Origin of the sequence: Pseudomonas sp. MS646, assembly GCF_036693845.1 — a bacterium.
GTDB lineage: Bacteria > Pseudomonadota > Gammaproteobacteria > Pseudomonadales > Pseudomonadaceae > Aquipseudomonas > Aquipseudomonas chlororaphis_E.
Window position 1 is genome coordinate 4,042,389 of the sequence record NZ_CP144763.1, and the last position, 17,625, is coordinate 4,060,013.

The 17,625-nt window shown below is 63.8% G+C and carries 14 protein-coding genes; 8 read left to right on the forward strand and 6 right to left on the reverse strand.

Annotation, left to right across the window (positions count from 1 at the left end; translation table 11 throughout):
- Positions 1 to 107 precede the first annotated feature (107 nt).
- The 4 genes from V3H56_RS17680 (at position 108) to V3H56_RS17695 (ending at position 5,062) form a co-directional block, all read left to right on the forward strand.
- On the forward strand, positions 108 to 1,463 hold the full coding sequence (locus tag V3H56_RS17680; RefSeq protein ID WP_338473694.1) for an FAD-dependent oxidoreductase: 1,356 nt from the start codon (positions 108 to 110) through the stop codon (positions 1,461 to 1,463).
- Positions 1,460 to 2,575, forward strand: a complete 1,116-nt coding sequence (locus V3H56_RS17685; RefSeq protein ID WP_338473695.1) for an FAD-dependent oxidoreductase — start codon at positions 1,460 to 1,462, stop codon at positions 2,573 to 2,575. The genes V3H56_RS17680 and V3H56_RS17685 overlap by 4 nt, the downstream gene beginning before the upstream one ends.
- Positions 2,576 to 2,592: 17 nt before the next feature.
- Positions 2,593 to 3,639, forward strand: a complete 1,047-nt coding sequence (locus tag V3H56_RS17690; RefSeq protein ID WP_338473696.1) for an ABC transporter substrate-binding protein — start codon at positions 2,593 to 2,595, stop codon at positions 3,637 to 3,639.
- A 103-nt stretch (positions 3,640 to 3,742) separates the two neighbouring features.
- A complete protein-coding gene (locus V3H56_RS17695) occupies positions 3,743 to 5,062 on the forward strand; it encodes a leucine-rich repeat-containing protein kinase family protein (protein WP_338473697.1) in 1,320 nt (439 codons plus the stop codon).
- A gap of 42 nt (positions 5,063 to 5,104) precedes the next feature.
- Here V3H56_RS17695 and V3H56_RS17700 read toward each other — a convergent pair whose 3' ends face one another.
- Positions 5,105 to 5,809: a YebC/PmpR family DNA-binding transcriptional regulator gene (locus V3H56_RS17700; protein WP_338473698.1), complete on the reverse strand. Its 705-nt coding sequence runs from the start codon at positions 5,807 to 5,809 to the stop codon at positions 5,105 to 5,107.
- A gap of 217 nt (positions 5,810 to 6,026) precedes the next feature.
- Between V3H56_RS17700 and tssI the strand changes: the two genes are divergently transcribed.
- Entirely contained in the window at positions 6,027 to 7,430 is a 1,404-nt protein-coding gene (tssI, locus tag V3H56_RS17705) for a type VI secretion system tip protein TssI/VgrG (RefSeq protein ID WP_338473699.1), read from the forward strand.
- Positions 7,431 to 7,531: 101 nt separating this feature from the next.
- Positions 7,532 to 8,080, forward strand: coding sequence for a cytochrome b (locus V3H56_RS17710; RefSeq protein ID WP_042731920.1), 549 nt, complete (start codon positions 7,532 to 7,534; stop codon positions 8,078 to 8,080).
- A gap of 7 nt (positions 8,081 to 8,087) precedes the next feature.
- Here the strand turns inward: V3H56_RS17710 and V3H56_RS17715 are convergent, their stop codons facing one another.
- Positions 8,088 to 8,996, reverse strand: coding sequence for a pyridoxal-phosphate dependent enzyme (locus tag V3H56_RS17715; RefSeq protein WP_338473700.1), 909 nt, complete (start codon positions 8,994 to 8,996; stop codon positions 8,088 to 8,090).
- A gap of 199 nt (positions 8,997 to 9,195) precedes the next feature.
- Positions 9,196 to 11,235 (reverse strand): NADPH-dependent 2,4-dienoyl-CoA reductase, encoded by a 2,040-nt coding sequence (locus tag V3H56_RS17720; RefSeq protein WP_047739189.1) that lies wholly within the window; start codon positions 11,233 to 11,235, stop codon positions 9,196 to 9,198.
- A gap of 347 nt (positions 11,236 to 11,582) precedes the next feature.
- Between V3H56_RS17720 and V3H56_RS17725 the strand changes: the two genes are divergently transcribed.
- Positions 11,583 to 12,713 (forward strand): carbon-nitrogen hydrolase family protein, encoded by a 1,131-nt coding sequence (locus tag V3H56_RS17725; RefSeq protein ID WP_042727833.1) that lies wholly within the window; start codon positions 11,583 to 11,585, stop codon positions 12,711 to 12,713.
- Between the two features lie 2 nt (positions 12,714 to 12,715).
- Entirely contained in the window at positions 12,716 to 13,753 is a 1,038-nt protein-coding gene (locus V3H56_RS17730; RefSeq protein ID WP_042727834.1) for an AraC family transcriptional regulator, read from the forward strand.
- 301 nt (positions 13,754 to 14,054) lie between these two features.
- On the opposite strand, the gene V3H56_RS17735 is transcribed toward V3H56_RS17730, so the two are convergent.
- The 3 genes from V3H56_RS17735 to V3H56_RS17745 form a co-directional block, all read right to left on the reverse strand.
- The gene (locus V3H56_RS17735) at positions 14,055 to 14,912 is read right to left on the reverse strand and encodes a DUF2242 domain-containing protein (RefSeq protein ID WP_047739191.1); all 858 of its coding nucleotides are present in this window, start codon (positions 14,910 to 14,912) and stop codon (positions 14,055 to 14,057) included.
- 223 nt (positions 14,913 to 15,135) lie between these two features.
- A complete protein-coding gene (locus tag V3H56_RS17740; protein WP_338473701.1) occupies positions 15,136 to 17,007 on the reverse strand; it encodes a SurA N-terminal domain-containing protein in 1,872 nt (623 codons plus the stop codon).
- 224 nt (positions 17,008 to 17,231) lie between these two features.
- On the reverse strand, positions 17,232 to 17,504 hold the full coding sequence (locus tag V3H56_RS17745; RefSeq protein WP_002552737.1) for an HU family DNA-binding protein: 273 nt from the start codon (positions 17,502 to 17,504) through the stop codon (positions 17,232 to 17,234).
- Positions 17,505 to 17,625 lie beyond the last annotated feature (121 nt).

Here is a 17,625-nt window from a genome sequence, read left to right on the forward strand (position 1 = left end):
CGAACACAGCATCGAGGATCACCACTAGATCATTGTGGGAACGGGCTTGCCCGCGAAGGCGGCTTCACCCGCGCCGCAAATCCCCACCCCCAACCGAGGAGGTGGCCATGAAACCCATCGCCATCATCGGCGCGGGCCCGGCCGGTATTCGTGCTGCGCAAACCCTGGTCGCCCACGGTGTCTACCCCGTTCTGCTGGACGAGGCAGCCCGCGGCGGCGGACAGATCTATCGGCGCCAACCGGCCAATTTCAAGCGCTCGCCAGCCAAGCTCTATGGCTTCGAGGCGCAAAAGGCCAATGCCCTGCACCAGACCCTCGACGACCTGCGCGAACAGCTCGATTACCGTCCCGACACACTGGTATGGAACGCCGAGGGCGGTCTGCTGGACACCTTGCACGAAGGGCACGCCGAGCGCCTTGAATACGCCAGCGTGATCGTCGCCACCGGCGCCACCGACCGCATCCTGCCCGTGCCGGGTTGGACCTTGCCGGGGGTGTACAGCCTCGGCGCGGCGCAGATCGCCCTGAAGTTCCAGGGCTGCGCCATCGGCGAGCGGGTGGTGTTCGCCGGCAGCGGACCGCTGTTGTACCTGGTGGCGTATCAGTACGCCCGCGCGGGCGCCCAGGTGGTCGCCGTGCTCGACAGTTCACCGCTCAGCGCCCAGGTCCGCGCCCTGTCCGGCTTGCTGGCTCAGCCCGTCACCCTGGCCAAGGGGCTGTATTACCGCGCCTGGCTGACGGCCCACGGCATCAAGGTGCTGCAAGGCGCCCGCCTGTCGCGCATCGACGGCACACGCCAGGTGCAATCGCTGCGCTGGCACAACGCCAAGGGCGAGCACACCCTCGAGTGCGACGCGGTGGCCTTCGCCCATGGCTTGCGCAGCGAAACCCAGCTGGCCGACCTGCTCGGCTGCGGGTTTTCCTGGAACCCCCTCAACCGCGCCTGGCTGCCGCAACGCGACGGTGCCGGGCGTAGCAGCGTCCCCGGGGTCTACCTGGCCGGCGACGGCGCCGCCATCATGGGCGCCGACGCAGCGGAAATGGCCGGGGAGCGCGCCGCCTTGGCCCTGCTCGAAGACCTTGGCTACCGGATCGATTCGCAGCGCTGCCACCAACTGGAGCAGGCCCTGGAGCGCATCGGCCGGTTCCGGCAAGGCCTGGAGCGCGCATTTGCCTTCCCCGAAGGCTGGGCCGCCGACGCCGCCGATCAGCTGATGATCTGCCGCTGCGAAGAAGTCAGCGTCGGTGATATTCGCCGGGTGGTGGGCGAAGGCCATTGGGAGATCAACCGGGTCAAGGCCCATTGCCGGGTCGGCATGGGCCGGTGCCAGGGCCGTATGTGCGGCGCCGCGGCGGCGGAAATCATTGCCTGCGAGAGTGGCCGCCCGGTCTCCGACATCGGCCGCCTGCGGGCCCAGGCGCCCATCAAACCCGTGCCGTTCGGCCTGGAGGTGGCGCCATGAACGACGTCGACGTGGTGATCATTGGCGGCGGTATCGTGGGCGCCTCGGCCGCGTTGTTCCTGAGTCGGGCCGGACGCCGGGTGGCGCTGCTGGAGCGGGATTTCTGCGGGTCGCACTCAAGCGGCGTGAACTACGGTGGCGTCAGGCGCCAGGGTCGTCCCTTGTCGCAACTGCCGTTGTCGCAACGGGCCCATGAAATCTGGAGCCAGCTCCCCCAGTTGATCGGCATCGACGGCGAGTACCAGCGCAGCGGCCACCTGAAACTGGCCCGCAGCCTCGACGATCTTCGCGCCCTGCACGACTACGCCGCCAGCAGCCAGGGCTTCGGCCTCGACCTGCAACTGCTCGATCGCGATCAATTGCGTGCCCGCTTCCCGTGGGTCGGCGCCGTGGCGGTCGGGGCATCGCTGTGCCCGGATGACGGCCACGCCAATCCGCGCCTGGTGTCGCCGGCCTTTGCCCAGGCCGCCCGCCGGCACGGCGCACAAGTGCACGAACAATGCGCCGTCGACAGCGTGGACCATGACGGCCATCGCTTCACCGTTCACACCCGGCCTGGCTTGGTGCTCCATACGCCCTGGTTGCTGAACTGCGCCGGAGCCTGGGCGAGCCACTTCGCCGCGCAATTCGGCGAAGCGGTGCCGATGCACGCCGGGCATCCGGCAATGTTGGTCACCGAACCCCTGCCCGTGGTCATGGATGCCAGCACTGGCGTCGAAGGCGGCGGGATTTACGCACGCCAGGTCGCACGGGGCAATTGTGTCCTGGGCGGCGGCCAGGGTTTTGCCCTGGACGAAGCGCGCGCCCGGCCCGGGCAGAATGCCGTGGTCGAAATCCTGCGCCAGGCCGTGGAACTCTATCCATTTTTGGAAGGCGCCCAGGCGATTCGTACCTGGAGCGGCACCGAAGGTTACCTGCCCGATCGCCAGCCGGTGATCGGCCCCAGCAGCACCCAACCCGGCCTGTTGCATGCGTTCGGCTTTGCCGGCGCCGGCTTCCAGATCGGCCCCGCGGTGGGCCAGGCGCTCACCGAGATCATCTGCAGCGGCGCGTCGAGCACGCCGCTGGATGCGTTTTCCATCACCCGGTTTCACTCCATCTCCGTTGCTTGATAGAGGAAGGTCGCGCCATGAATAACGTCAAACGCACTGCACTGCTGGGTTGTGCCTGCTTGAGCGCATCGCTCACCGCCGGCCAGGCATACGCCGAGCCAACGCTTTACCTGGGCATGAACGGCGGCACCATGGAACGGCTCTACGCCGACAAGGTCCTGCCGGCCTTCGAGAAAGCCAACAACGTCAAGGTGGTGATCGTGCCCGGTACGTCCGCCGACATCCTGGCCAAGGTCCAGGCCAGCAAAGGCAACCCGCAGATGCACGTGATGTTCCTCGATGACGGCATCATGTACCGCGCCATCTCCATGGGGCTGTGCGACAAACTCGAAGACAGCCCGACCCTGGCACAGATCCCGGCCAAGGGTCGTATCAAGGACCAGGCCGTGGCCGTCAGCCTCGGGGTGACGGGGCTGGCCTACAACACGCGGTTGTTCAAGGAAAAAGGCTGGAATGCACCGACCTCCTGGATGGACCTGGCCGACCCGCGCTTCAAGGACAAAGTGGTGTTCCAGTCGATGGCCTCGTCGACCTTCGGCCTGCACGGTTTCCTGATGTTCAACCGGATCCAGGGCGGCAGTGAAAACGACGTCGAACCGGGCTTCAAGGCCTGGCCGAACACCGTCGGGCGCAACGTGCTGGAGTACATTCCAAGCTCGGCGAAGATCTCTGAAATGCTGCAGACCGACGAAGCGGCGCTGTTCCCGCTCACGCCGACCCAGGTGACCGCGCTGAAACTCAAGGGCATGCCGGTGGAATACGCGCAGCCGAAGGAAGGCGCGGTGGTCCTCAACGTCGCCGAATGCACCATCGCCCAGAACACCCAACCCGAACTGGCGCAGAAACTCGCCGCCTTCCTGCTGACGCCTGAAGCCCAGGCCATTGCCCTGGAAGAAGGCGACCAGATCCCGTCCAACCCCAACACCCCGACCACCGACAAGACCCGTGGCCAGGTACAAGCGATGAAGCAGTACCTGGAAACCGCCATTGCCGTAGACTGGGACCAGGTCAACGAACAGCGCCCCGCCTGGAATGCGCGGTGGAACCGCAGCGTCGAGCGCTAACCGGTATGGCGCGTGTGGCGAGGGGATTTATCTCCCTCGCCACAGGGTTTTGTAACAGAATAGCGGGCATCAGACGCTTCTGGATCGACAGCGACCGCTCCCCATGGATACCCTCACACGACTTCGCGCCGGCCAGCTCTCGGGCGTCACCCGCCTGGACCTGGCCTGCGGCCTGACACAGTTTCCCCCGGAAATCTTCGACCTGGCCGACACGCTCGAGATCCTCAATCTCAGCGGTAACCAGCTCGACGCGCTGCCCGACGACCTGCATCGGCTGACCCGTCTACGGGTGTTGTTCTGCTCGGACAACCGCTTCACCGAACTGCCCGAATGCCTGGGTCGATGCGACGCATTGACCATGGTCGGTTTCAAGGCCAACCGCATCGAGCGTGTCACGGGCGCCGCCCTGCCGCCACGGCTGCGCTGGCTGATCCTGACGGACAACTGCATCAGCCAGTTACCCGATGAGCTGGGCCAACGCCCGGACCTGCAAAAACTGATGCTGGCCGGCAATCGCCTGCGCCAGTTGCCGGCCAGCCTGGGCCAGTGCCAACGTCTCGAGCTGCTGCGCATCGCCGCCAATCAATTGGACGAACTGCCGCCCGGCCTGCTGCAACTGCCGCGTCTCAGTTGGCTGGCCTACGCCGGCAACCCGCTGGAAACCCAGGCCGACCTCGCCGCACTGAACACCACGACACCCATTGACTGGTCGCAACTGACTCTGCAACACACCCTGGGCGAGGGTGCATCGGGCGTGATCCATCAAGCGCTGTGGCAGGCCCCGGGCCAGGCGCCTCGGACCGTCGCGGTGAAGCTGTACAAAGGCCAGATGACCAGCGACGGCTCGCCCCTGCATGAAATGCATGCCTGCATCACCGCGGGCCGGCATCCGCAGTTGATTGAGGTGTTGGGCCAGGTCGTCGGGCATCCCGAGCAACAGGCCGGGCTGGTGATGGCGCTGATCGAGCCCCGCTACCGCAACCTCGCCGGGCTGCCGAGCCTGGCCTCGTGCACCCGTGACGTGTACGCGGACGAATTGCGCCTCGATGCGCCCGCCGCCTTGCGCATCGCCCACGGCATCGCTGCGGTGGCAGCCCACCTGCACCGCCAGGGCATCACCCATGGCGATCTGTACGCTCACAACATTCTTTTCAATGACCAGGGCGACTGCCTGTTGGGGGATTTTGGCGCAGCGTCGTTCCACGCCACCACCGACACCGTGCAGACGCGTGCCCTGCAACGCATCGAAGTGCGTGCCTTCGGGATCTTGCTGGGGGAACTGCTGGCGCGCATCGAGCCGACGCCCGAGGGGGCGATGCAGGCAACGTTGCAAGGCTTGCAGTCACGTTGCTGTCAGCCGGAGGTGCTGGCGCGACCGGGTTTCGAGGAAATTGAAGCGCTTTTGAGCGGGTTGAAACGCTGACCGCGGCGAGGAAGCGTGCTCCCTCGCCACCCAAAGGGCTGCTTACCCCGCCAACCCGACAAACATGTCCTGCACGTCATCGTGGTTGTCGAGGCCTTCGAGGAAGGCTTCGACTTCAGCCATCTGCTCGTCGGTCAGGCCGCTGACCGGGTTTTTCGGCTGGTAGCCCAGTTTGGCCGACAGCACCGTGAAACCCTGCTCCGGCAAGGCCTTCTGCACGGCGTCGAGGTCGGCAGGGTCGGTAAGGAACAGGGTCGCGCCCTCTTCGCCCGCCTCGAAATCCTGGGCACCGGCCTCGATGGCGGCCAGTTCCGGATCGGCATCCGGGCTGTCCGGCGCGGCTTCGATCATGCCCACATGGTTGAAGTCCCACGCCACCGAACCCGAAGCCCCCAGCTGGCCCTTGCGAAAGGCCACACGGATCTCGGCAACGGTGCGGTTGATGTTGTCGGTCACGCACTCAACGATCAGCGGCACCTGATGCGGCGCGAAACCTTCGTAGGTGACACGGTGGTACTGCACGGTTTCACCGAGCTGGCCCGAACCTTTCTTGATCGCACGTTCCAGGGTCTCGCGGGGCATCGAGGCCTTTTTCGCCTGCTCGACCACCAGGCGCAGGTGCGCGTTGGTCGCTGTATCGGCGCCGTTGCGCGCGGCAATGGTGATTTCCTTCACCAGCTTGCCGAAAATCTTGCCCTTGGCGTTCGCAGCCGCTTCTTTGTGTTTAACCTTCCACTGTGCGCCCATCACTCACTCTCTTGTCTGACGCGCCGAGACATCTGCTGGCCGGCGCTGTGGCGCCAGTTTATACGGCCTAAACCGGCTGATCGACCAAAAAATTCGGCCTGCTGGATCGACATTTGCGCAGCATCTTGTAGGGCCTTTCTGAAATAGCGCCGCACAGGCCCCGTTCCCGTCCACGGTTTCGTACCCTCTGCGCTTCTCCCCGCCAGTAAGAGCCGCGATGCGCAACGACATGGAAAGTCCTTTCAGCCTGACCTTCACGCAAAGCGATTTGCAGCTGCAAGTGCTACGGTTCAACGGCCGCGAAGCCCTCAACCAACCCTACCGCTTCAACCTCGAACTGATCAGCCTGGCGCCACCGATGAACCCCGACACGCTGCTGGGACAACCGGCCTTCCTGCGCCTGGACGCCGAATCGGGCATCCACGGGGTCGTCCACAGCGTCCACCTGAGCGCGCGCGCGCCCCATCGCATCGGCTATCGGGTGACGCTGGTGCCTTACCTCCAGCGCCTGGAACAAGGCCCGCGGCGGCGGGTGTTCAACCGGCTCAGCGCCGTGCAGATGCTGCAGCGCCTGCTGGACGACCACGCCCTGCCCGCCGACAGCTACCGCTTCGAACTGCCCCATGGGCAATACCCGCGCCGTCCGTTCTGCATCCAATACGAGGAAAGCGACCTGGCCTTGCTGCAACGGCTGTGCGAGGAAGAAGGCATCCACTACCACTTTGAGCACAGCCCCCAGGGCCATGTCCTGGTGTTTGCCGAAGACCCGCAGAGCTTTCCCCCTGCGCCGCTGGCATTGCCCCTGCGGCCGGACGCCAGCGCGGAGCCGGCGATCCAGCGGTTGTACCTGCGCCACCAGCCCATGACCCCCACCCCGCCCGGCGGGTTCAGCGACCGGGCCATGGGCGAGACCGAGGCCTTCGCCGCCAACCACGCCTTTGACAGCCCGCCTCACCAGGCCCTGCGGGGCGACCCGGCCCTGGCTCACCGTCACCAGGCCGGTCGTCGCCACCTTGAACGGCTACGCTGCCGGCAACGGGAGATCCACGGCCAAAGCACCCAACCGGCCCTGCGTGGCGGCCACCTCGTCCAGATCGACGAACACCCGGTGTCAACCTTCAACGATCAATGGCTGATCGTTGACGTGCAACATCGCGGTCGACAGTTTTCCATCCTTGAACCGAACCTGCCCGCCACCCCGTCGACCCGGCAGTACCGCAACCGATTCACCGCCATCCCCTGGTCCACCGTGTTCAGGCCCGCCCTCAGGCATCCCAAGCCCCGCATTCCTGGCTATCACCTGGCCCACGTGCTCGGTCACGCCGGCCAACCGGCCAGGCCCGATGAACACGGCCAGGTCAGTGTCAGCCTGTGGGCGCCGGACCAGGAAGCCATCGCCCTGCCGGTGTCGCGATTATCGCTCGGCACTCCTCCTGTACTGACGGCGGGCAGCCAGGTGCTGGTGAGTTTTCTCGACGGCGATCCCGACCGGCCGGTGCTCTGTCCCGGCGTTTTCGACACCGGCGCCGGCTCGACCGCCGCACCGCAATCACCACAGCACACACCGGATGCCGGGCTGCTTTTGGACTGGCTTCTGAACCCGCCCGACCTTGCTCCCTGACAAAACGTGATCCAGCACAAGCAAACCCAGCGAAACGGGCTTACAGTAAACACAACGCCGCAAAAGACGGCGCTCTACCCTGATTGTTGGAGATACCTGCAATGCCCTGGAAAAACTCAGAAAGCCGCTACAGTACCGTCACGGTCACCTTGCATTGGTTGATGGTGGTCCTGCTGGCCGTGGTTTATGCCTGCATCGAGTTCCGTGGAATCTTCCCCAAGGGCAGCGGCGGTCGAACCCTGATCAAGGAAGCCCACTTCATGCTCGGCCTGACGGTGTTCCTGCTGGTCTGGCTGCGCCTGTTCGCCCGCAGCATGGGCAAGGCGCCGGCGATCTTCCCGGCATCGCCTGTCTGGCAGACCTTCCTCGCTCGCCTGATGCATTGGGCCCTGTACCTGTTCATGATCGCCATGCCGCTGCTGGGCTGGCTGATCACCAGCGCCGAAGGGCACCAGGTCATGTTCTACGGTTTCGACCTGCCGCTGATCACTCATCAGGACAAGGATTTCGCCAAACAGCTGGAGGGCTGGCACGTGCTGGGTGGCACCATCGGCTATTGGTTGATTGGCCTGCATGCCCTGGCGGGGCTGTATCACCACTACGTGGTGCGCGACAACACGCTGCTGCGGATGATGCCCAAGCGCGGCTGAAGACGGTCTATTCAAGCCCCCGGCGGCCTTGCAAGCCGCCGGTGTGCACAAAGATCAGGCGCGTACCTCGGGCGAACCGCCCGGCTTCGATCTGAGCCTTGAGCAGCATCAGCGCCTTGCCGGTGTACAGCGGTTCCAACTCGATGGCGCCCGTGGTCGAAATGAAGTCGCTGAGCTGGGCATCGACCCGGGCAAAACCGCCGCGGCTGCCGTCGAGCAGTTCATAACGCGCCCGAGTCAGCCCGGCCGCCGTCACGATGCGCTCGACCTGCGGCGCCACCCCGTGGTCCTCGGGCACGGCCAGCACCCCATACACCGGGCGCTCCCCCGCTTCGGCCAGCACCAGCCCCGCCAGCGACGTCCCCGTGCCGCACGCCAGCCACCAGCCGTGATAATCCGCCCACCCCAATCGCGTCAGTTGTTCGCGGACACTGGCCACCCACGCCATGCAACCTTGGGCGCCGGCCAATCCTGAGCCGCCTTCGGGCACGGGATACAACTGTGGATAACGCGCCTGCCAGGGCCCCCAGAAATCCGCCGCGTGGCGCTCGCGGTAGCCGCCATACCCCAACCAGTGCAATTGCATGCCGAACGCGTTCAGGTCCCGCACCGTGGGCGTGTCCATGGGGTGGCCGCGCAGCAGTCCGAGCGTCGGAAAGCCGAAGCGCTTGCCGGCAGCCGCCAACGCATGCAGGTGATTGGAATAGGCCCCGCCCAGGCTCATCACCCCCTCGGCTCCCGCCTCCTGCGCCGCGCGCAAATGATGCACCAGCTTGAACCATTTGTTGCCGCTGATCAGCGGGTCGATCTGGTCCAGGCGCAACACCGCCACTTCAACACCGGCGAGGGCGAGCCAGTCGAGGGGCAAGGGGTCGAGTCGAGGTTGGGGATGCCAGTCGAGGGCGGGAAGCAGCATGGCGGCAGGCCGAAGAGAAAGACGCCGGAATCTTAACAGCTTGGCCGCAATGGGCCGGACAATACACAAACCTGAGGGAACGAACCGGCTCGCGAAAACGCTTGGTCAGTCACGATTGCAGTGACTGATTGGACGCCTTCGCAAGCAGGCTCGCTTCCACACATAGAGTCAGGTGAGCCCGCCCCCCAATGGACAGACCTTACAACTGCGCCGCCAACCGCGACCCCTGGTTGATCGCGCGCTTGGCATCCAGCTCCGCGGCCACATCGGCACCGCCGATGAGGTGAACGGTCTGCCCCGCCGCTTCCAGGCCTTGCTGCAATTCACGCAGCGGATCCTGGCCGGCGCAGATCACGATGTTGTCCACCGGCAGCACTTGAGGCTCGCCGGCTTCACCGATGCGAATATGCAGGCCCTGGTCGTCGATCTTCAGGTATTCGACGCTGTTGAGCATCTGCACCTGCTTGTTCTTCAGGCCAGTGCGGTGAATCCAGCCGGTGGTCTTGCCCAGGCCGTCGCCAACCTTGGAGGTCTTGCGCTGCAACAGGAATACCTGGCGCGCCGGGGCATGGGGTTCGGCCTGGATCCCGGCCACACCACCGCGGGCCTGAAGCCGTGTGTCGATCCCCCACTCCTTCCAGAATGCCTCGCGGTCCTGGCTCGTGGCGACGCCCTGATGCACCAGGAACTCCGACACGTCGAAGCCGATACCGCCAGCGCCGATCACCGCGACGCTGCGGCCCACTGGCTTGCGCTCCAGGATCACGTCCAGGTAGCTCAACACCTTGGCATGCTCCACACCGGGAATCGCCGGCACGCGCGGCGCAATGCCAGTGGCCAGGATGATCTCGTCATAACCGCCGTCCACCAGGGTCGCCACATCCACCCGAGTGTTGAGGCACAACTCGACATTCGTGGTCTGCAACTTACGATTGAAGTAACGCAGGGTCTCGTAGAACTCTTCCTTGCCCGGTACACGCTTGGCGACGTTGAACTGGCCGCCGATTTCGCTGGCCGAATCGAACAGGGTCACCTGGTGCCCCCGCTCGGCCGCCACGGTAGCAGCGGACAACCCGGCCGGCCCGGCCCCCACCACGGCGATCTTCTTCACCTGGGTCACCGGCAGGTAGTTGAGCTCGGTTTCATGGCACGCCCGCGGGTTCACCAGGCAACTGGTGAGCTTGCCGCCAAAGGTGTGGTCGAGGCAGGCCTGGTTGCAGCCGATGCAGGTGTTGATCTCATCCCCACGCCCCGCCGCTGCCTTGTTGACGAACTCCGGGTCTGCCAGAAACGGCCGCGCCATGGAGACCATGTCGGCATCGCCTTCGGCCAGGATCTGCTCGGCCACTTCCGGCGTGTTGATCCGGTTGGTGGTGATCAGCGGAATGCCGACCGAACCGCGCAACTTGGCCGTGACCTTGCTGAACGCGGCTCGCGGCACCTTGGTGGCGATGGTGGGAATCCGCGCCTCGTGCCAGCCGATACCGGTGTTGATGATCGTCGCGCCAGCCTGCTCGATGGCCTTGGCCAGTTGGACGATCTCGTCCCAGGAACTGCCACCCTCCACCAGGTCGAGCATCGACAGGCGAAAGATGATGATGAAATTCGGGCCCACCGCTTCGCGTACCCGGCGAACGATCTCCACCGGCAGGCGCATGCGGTTTTCATAGCTGCCACCCCAGCGGTCGGTGCGGTGGTTGGTGTGGGCGGCCAGGAACTGGTTAATGAAATACCCTTCCGAGCCCATGATCTCGACGCCGTCGTACTCGGCCTGCTGGGCCAGCACCGAACAGGTGACGAAATCGCGGATCTGCTTCTCGATGCCCTCCTCGTCCAGCTCCTTGGGCTTGAACGGGTTGATCGGTGCCTGGATCGCGCTGGGCGCCACTTGCTTGGGGCTGTAGGCATAGCGCCCGGCGTGGAGAATCTGCATGCAGATCTTGCCGCCGGCCTCGTGCACGGCGCGGGTCACGATCCGGTGCTTGAGGGCTTCTTCTTCGGTGGTCAGCTTGGCCGCCCCGGAGTAGACGCCGCCCTCATCATTCGGCCCGATCCCGCCGGTGACCATCAGGCCCACGCCGCCTCGGGCACGCTCGGCGAAATACGCCGCCATGCGTTCGAAACCACCCGGTTTTTCTTCAAGACCGGTGTGCATCGAGCCCATCAGGGTACGGTTGCGCAAGGTGGTAAAACCCAGGTCCAACGGAGCCAGCAGGTGCGGGTAATGGGCGGCGGTCATCGGTAACTCCACAACGGGCGATCACGGAAAAGGTGGAAGCTCTGCGGCCTCCCTCAGTCATGCCCCACAGCCTAAGAGCCGGACTGCGAGCGCTCAATGACCGTAACTGACAACTTCATGATCCAAATGTGCAGCGCGTGGACCACTGGCGCCTGAGGCCCATCTGCACTGCCCCTGGCAAGGGCGCTTGGCCCCGGAGGGCTGTGAAGCTCGCGCTTACCTGCCGGCGGCCACCCCCTCTGCATACGCCTGCATGCACTTTGGAACATGTGCATCCTTTGGCGAATGGCCGGTTTTACCGTACCCTGCGCCGTAATAACCGCACACGGCCGCTGACTGTTTACCCCATGCGCAAATTTCTGTACCTGCTGTTTTCCCTGGCCTTGGTCGCCGTCCTGATCACCTATGCACTGTGGACGGCGGATCGGCCGGCGGGTCATTACCTGTCGGACCTGCGCATCAACCTGGCAGTCGACCAGGGCACGCCCGCCGACCGCGGCAACCTGCTGGGCATCCAACCCGAACTGTTCCCCACCGATTACCAGACCCCCGAGCGCCTGCACCGCAAACTGGCGGCCTACCTGCAGGCCGCGCGCGCGCAGGGTTTGCTCAACGAAAAAACCATCGTGGTGTTGCCCGAGCACATCGGCACCTGGCTGATGGTCAGCGGTGAAAAGGACGAGCTGTACCAGGCCACGACCTTCAAGGAAGCCATGAACTGGCTGGCGGCGAGCAATCCACTGGCGTTTATCCGAGCGCTGCTCAGCACCCACGGCGAGAACCGCCTGGACGATGCCTACCTGCGCATGAAAGCCCAGCGCATGGCCCACGACTACCAGGCGCTGTTTGGCGGGTTGGCCAAGGAGTTCGGCGTCACCCTGGTGGCCGGCTCCATCATTCTCCCCGAGCCCAGCGTCAGCGAAGATACGCTGAAGGTGGGCGCAGGCGCGCTGTACAACAGCAGCCTGGTGTTCGGCAGCGATGGCCTTCCGATGGGCCAGCCACAACGCCAGCGACATCCGGTGTTCGAGCAACGGGACGTGTTGGAGGCTGACCGCCCGGACGCCATCCATGTCGTCGACACCCCCGCCGGGCGCCTGGGCGTGCTGATCGGCAGCGACAGCTGGTACCCGGTCCACTACCGACAGCTCAACGAGCTGGGCGCACAACTGATCGCGGTGCCCGCCTTCGTCATCGGGCGCGATACCTGGGACAAACCCTGGAGCGGCTATAAAGGTCTGTCCACGCCCAGCGAAGTGAGCCTCAAGCCCGGTGAAACCAGCGAAGGCCAGGCCTGGCATCGCCTGACATTGACCAGCCAGTTGCCCATCAGCCAGGCCCGAGGCGGCGTCAGCGTGTTCCTGCGGGGCCAGTTCTGGGACAGTGGCAGCAGCGGCCAAAGCTTCATCAGCCACGACGGCCAGCATTTCCCCGATGGCCAGGCCCGTGGCGCACGCCTGCTGAACCTTTGGCTGTGACCATGAAGCCGCAACCGATGCGCCTGGGGGATTTATCGGTGGGCTTCGTCCATAGCCTGGCAGACGCGATCGCCAGCCATGGGCATGATCCCCAACCGTTGCTCGAACAGTACGGCCTCGATGCCACGCGCTTGGCCGAACCCGGCGCACGCCTGTCGATCCCTCGTTATATGCGCCTGGGTCACGCCGCCATCCAGCAGACCGGCAACCCGGCTCTGGGCCTGCGCATGGGCCAGCTCAGCCGATTGAGCCAGGCCGGGCTGGCAGGTGTTACCGCCGCCCAGGCACCCACCGTGCGCGAAGCCGCCCGCTGCCTGATCCGCTTCGAGCCACTCTATGGTTCCAACTACCGCGGCCAATCCAGCTTCCACGAGGATGCCCGGGGCGCCTGGCTGCGGTTCTATTCCATCAGCCCGTACAACGCCTACAACCGCTTCGTGGTGGATTCGATCGTCGCCGGCTGGCTCACCCAACTGTCCAGCGTGAGCGGCATCGCGCTGCGACCGGAGCGCATCGACATCGAATTCGAAGAGCCGGCGTACCTGGAAGCCTACCGCGTGCTAGGCGACGGCCCGATCCAGTTCGGCGCCGAGCAGAATCAACTGCGCCTGGGCCTCGACAGCCTGGCCCAGCGAAACCCGCAGCATTGCCCCAGTACCTGGCAACACCTGGTTCAGTTGTGTGAACGGGAATTGGAACAGCTGACCCGCACCCGCAGCCTGCGCGAGCGCATCATCCAACTGTTGGGACCCTTGCTTAACGGTGGCCGGGAGCCCGACCTGGAAGAAGTGGCGGCGCGCCTGAAGCTGCCCACCTGGACCCTGCGCCGCAAGCTGGCCGAAGAAGGTACGCAGTTTCGCGCCATCCTCAACGACACACGCCGCGACCTGGCCATGACTTACATTCGCGATACCGAACTGGCGTTCGGTGAGATCGCCTACCTGTTGGGGTTTGCCTCAGCCGAGGCATTCCAACGAGCCTTCAAGCGCTGGAACGCACAAACGCCGGGAGAGTTCCGGCGCAGTCACAGGGCACATTGAGTCCAAGCGCCCGTGTAGGGTTCATGCTGTGCCGAGGGCTTACAGCTCCGTTGCATCTTCGGCAGGTTCCAGCGGGTCCAGTTCGTACGCCTGGTATTCCAGCAGCTCTTCCTGATAATCGTCCATTGCGTGTCCTTCCCCTTTCATTGAAACCAATGCCTGATGGCCTTGGAGTCAGAATAAAGCTGCTTTATGAATAAAACATGAAGCCTAGGCTTCATGTTTTAAACGTAGCACAGCGCCGGGAAATTAGCGCAAGCAGGTGTAACAGCACGTGCCAGGCTGACCACCCACCTCAATATCAAGGAAGCGGCTGGATGGCCTCGGTCGGGGGTGGCAGGTCGCTGGCCGGTGGCGGCGTGATGACCTCCATCGTCGACTCCGGAGCTACCGAGGGTGCGTATTCGGCAGGCGCAATCGGCGCGGGTTCGCTTGGCGGGGCCACCGGTTCGGAGGCGGTCGGAGCGGTGTCCGCCGGCGCGGCGCTATCCGTCGGCGTGGCCGGTGCGGGCGCGGGCGCTGGTTGCGACTCGGCGGCCGGCGCAGGGGCCAGCGCAGCCGGTTCCGCCTTGGGTTCCGGCATCCCCAGTTCAGCTTTCGGCTTGTCGGCATTCTCGACGTTCTTCTTCGCCTCGGGCGGCAGGAACACCTCCACCAAGGCAAAGAAGCGCTCATAGAACTTGGCCGCCGACACGGTTTCGCTGGCGACCTTGACCATCGCATCATCGGACGAGCCGATCGGCATCGACACCGAACCCAACACGCCGACGCCCAGGCTCGCAGAGTTGTTGGTCTTCTTCAGGGCATAGCGGTCCTGCAAGGCGTTGGCGAACATGGTCGCCCGATGCCCCGGCCCGCCATCTTCGGCACAGACCAGGTTGAAACTGATCTCCAGGTGGGTTTCACCGGTCTGCTGGAAGCTCTTGTGGCCACTGACCAGTTTCGGATCGCTGCTGGTGATGATGTAGCCCTGGCTGAGCAACGCCCGACGCCCGGCCTCGCAGGTCGCCGTATCGCTGACGGGATAAGTGCGCGAGAACGTACCGGAATCATCGAAGCTCTCGTGCTCGTAAATCGCGGTTTTCTTGGACGAGCAACCGGCTGCGGCGACCAGCGCCAGTGCAAGCCCGAGTGTGCGCATTTGAAATGATGTGAACATTGAACATCCTGAGGAAAACGATCCGGGGCGTATTGTGCAACAGAACGCGACCTGACAGCGTGAGTAATCTTGTTTCAAGGGGGTTACAAGTCTACTGAGGGTTGTTTGCAGGAAAAAGACGCCAATCCAGTGTATCGACGAACGCCCCTTCGAAAGCAACAAGCGGATACAAAAAGACCCCGGCGTTTCGGCCGGGGTCTTTTTGTAGGCAACCGTCAAGGCATCAGAAACGCTTGATGTCCGCCTGGCTTTCCAACTGCTTGCGATAAGCCGCGAAGTCCTGCTGGCCGGCACGCGATGCAAGGTAGCGACGGTACTCGGCTTTCTCTGCATCGGTCGGAGCCGCTGCTTCGTTGACGCCGTTCAGGCGTACAACCGCCAGGCTACCGTCGGGCAACGTCACGCTGGTGAACGTCGGCTTGTCCTTCGATTCCGGCTTGGGCATGCGGAACAGCGCCTGCAATACCGCAGGGTCGATGCCCTCCTGGTTGCGATTCGCCGCTTCGGTGACTTTCCAGGCCTGGCCGTCGACAGGCTTGTCCAGGGCAGCCTTGCCATCGCGCAGGTTGGCGATCAGCTCATCCGCCTTGGTCTTGGCAGCCGCGCTGGCGTGTTCCTTGGCCAGTTGGGCACGAATCGGGCCGGCCACGCTTTCGAGCGGCAACTGCTCAGGCTTGCGGTGCTCCTTGGCACGCAGGACCACGACCGTCTCGGGATCCAGCTCGATGGCGGTACTGTTGGCACCCTCCTCCAGCACTTCGGGGCTGAACGCGGCAGTGACGACGGCACGGTTGGCCGCAATCCCTTCCCCGCCTTCACGGCCGAACGGGGCCGAGGTGTGGACCGTCAGCTTCAGGTCCTGGGCTGGTTGAGCCAGATCGGAGGCTTCGAACGAGGCATCCTCCAGTTGCTTGGTCGCCTCGACGAAACGCTGCTCGACCTGCTGGGTCTTCAGCTCGCGGGTCAGCTTGTCCTTGAGGCTGGCAAAGGTCGGCACTTCAGGCGCTTCGACCCCCAACAGCTTGATCAGGTGAAAACCGAAATCGGTGCGCACCGGTGCCGAAATCTGATCCTTGGTCAAGGCATACAGCGCCTTCTCGAACTCGGGATCGTAGACACCCGGACCTGCATAACCGAGGTCACCGCCGTTGTTCGCCGAACCCGGGTCCTGGGAAAACTCCTTCGCCAGGGCTTCAAACGACTCGCCCTTGGCCAGGCGTGCCTGGACCTCTTCGATCTTCGCCTTGGCCTGGGCTTCGCTGACCTTGTCGTTCACTTCGATCAGGATGTGAGCGGCACGACGCTGTTCGGACAGGTTGGCGATTTCCTTCTGGTACGCCGCCTGCAGGTCTTCATCCTTGACGCTGACCTGGTCGAAGAACGCGGCCTTTTTCAGTTCGAGGTAATCAATGACCACCTGGTCAGGCGTCATGAATTCCTTGGCGTGCTTGTCGTAGTAAGCCTTGACCTCGTCGTCGGTCAACTTCACGGCTGACGGGTCGGCCTTGATGCTCAAGGTGGCGAAATCACGGGTCTGCTTTTCCAGGCGGGCGAAGGCCAGTACCTGAGCGTCGGTGACGAAGCCGCTACCTGCCAGGCCTGCGCGCAACTGACCGATCAGCATTTCCTGGGCCAGCATCTGGCGGAACTGCATCCGGTTGTAACCCAGTTGGCGGATCACCTGGTCGAAACGTTCGGCGCTGAACTTGCCATCGACCTGGAACTCAGGCGTTTGCAGGATCACTTGATCCAGCGCGGCTTCGGAGAAGGCGAATTTCGCATCGTGTGCGCCTTGCAGCAGCAGCTTGCGATCGATCAGGCCCTTGAGCGCCGAATCACGCAGCATCTTTTCGTCCAGCAGGGAGGCGTCGAAATCCTTGCCCAGCTGTTGCATGAGCTGGCGGCGCTGCATGTCGACAGCCTGACTCAGCTCGTTCTGGCTGATGTTCTCGCCGTTGACCTTGGCCGCTTCATTGCGGTTGGAAGAGGCTTGGAAAATGGCATCGAAACCGGTCAACGCCATCAACGCGACGATGACCCCGATGATGGTTTTGGCAATCCAGCCTTGTGAATTGTCCCTGATATTCTGCAGCATGCGTCCCCCAGAAACGGTTGAACTTCAAATTTAGGCAACCGTGGAGCGTGGGTAGAATCCGGATAGAAGAAAGGCGCATCCGAGGATGCGCCTTCTCGTAACTGGCGGAGCGGACCAGACTCGAACCTGCAAGCCCTGGCGTGCCAGGCCGGTCGTAACCGGCCGTATTACCGCTCCGCTGCCAAGCCAGGCATGACCCCGACCCGGATAAACTCAACGAAACCTTAGTTAACGGCTTCTTTCAGCGCTTTACCGGCTTTGAAGCCTGGCTTCTTGGCAGCGGCGATTTCCAGTGTCTTGCCGGTCTGCGGGTTGCGACCGATACGAGCTGGACGGTCAGTCACGGAGAAAGTACCGAAACCTACCAGAACAACGGAGTCGCCAGCCTTCAGAGCGCCAGTGACGGATTCGATTACAGCGTCCAGCGCACGGCCAGCAGCAGCTTTCGGGATATCAGCGGATGCAGCGATAGCATCAATCAGTTCCGACTTGTTCACTCTAAGTCCCCTTATATCTATTTGAGATGATTCTAAGTTTTTTTGGTGAAAGCAAAAACGAGTGCTGAATGGCCTGCAGACACTTAAGAGCCGCTTTATAACAAGGGCTCTAAAAAACTGT

Excerpts from the sequence above, each read along its gene's own strand:
- V3H56_RS17730 (WP_042727834.1), top strand. The coding sequence starts at position 12,716 with ATGAAGCCGCAACCGATGCGCCTGGGGGATTTATCGGTGGGCTTCGTC.
- V3H56_RS17735 (WP_047739191.1), bottom strand. The coding sequence starts at position 14,912 with ATGTTCACATCATTTCAAATGCGCACACTCGGGCTTGCACTGGCGCTG.
- V3H56_RS17725 (WP_042727833.1), top strand. The coding sequence starts at position 11,583 with ATGCGCAAATTTCTGTACCTGCTGTTTTCCCTGGCCTTGGTCGCCGTC.
- V3H56_RS17690 (WP_338473696.1), top strand. The coding sequence starts at position 2,593 with ATGAATAACGTCAAACGCACTGCACTGCTGGGTTGTGCCTGCTTGAGC.
- V3H56_RS17685 (WP_338473695.1), top strand. The coding sequence starts at position 1,460 with ATGAACGACGTCGACGTGGTGATCATTGGCGGCGGTATCGTGGGCGCC.
- V3H56_RS17700 (WP_338473698.1), bottom strand. The coding sequence starts at position 5,809 with ATGGGCGCACAGTGGAAGGTTAAACACAAAGAAGCGGCTGCGAACGCC.
- V3H56_RS17680 (WP_338473694.1), top strand. The coding sequence starts at position 108 with ATGAAACCCATCGCCATCATCGGCGCGGGCCCGGCCGGTATTCGTGCT.
- V3H56_RS17710 (WP_042731920.1), top strand. The coding sequence starts at position 7,532 with ATGCCCTGGAAAAACTCAGAAAGCCGCTACAGTACCGTCACGGTCACC.
- tssI (WP_338473699.1), top strand. The coding sequence starts at position 6,027 with ATGCGCAACGACATGGAAAGTCCTTTCAGCCTGACCTTCACGCAAAGC.
- V3H56_RS17695 (WP_338473697.1), top strand. The coding sequence starts at position 3,743 with ATGGATACCCTCACACGACTTCGCGCCGGCCAGCTCTCGGGCGTCACC.
- V3H56_RS17715 (WP_338473700.1), bottom strand. The coding sequence starts at position 8,996 with ATGCTGCTTCCCGCCCTCGACTGGCATCCCCAACCTCGACTCGACCCC.
- V3H56_RS17720 (WP_047739189.1), bottom strand. The coding sequence starts at position 11,235 with ATGACCGCCGCCCATTACCCGCACCTGCTGGCTCCGTTGGACCTGGGT.
- V3H56_RS17740 (WP_338473701.1), bottom strand. The coding sequence starts at position 17,007 with ATGCTGCAGAATATCAGGGACAATTCACAAGGCTGGATTGCCAAAACC.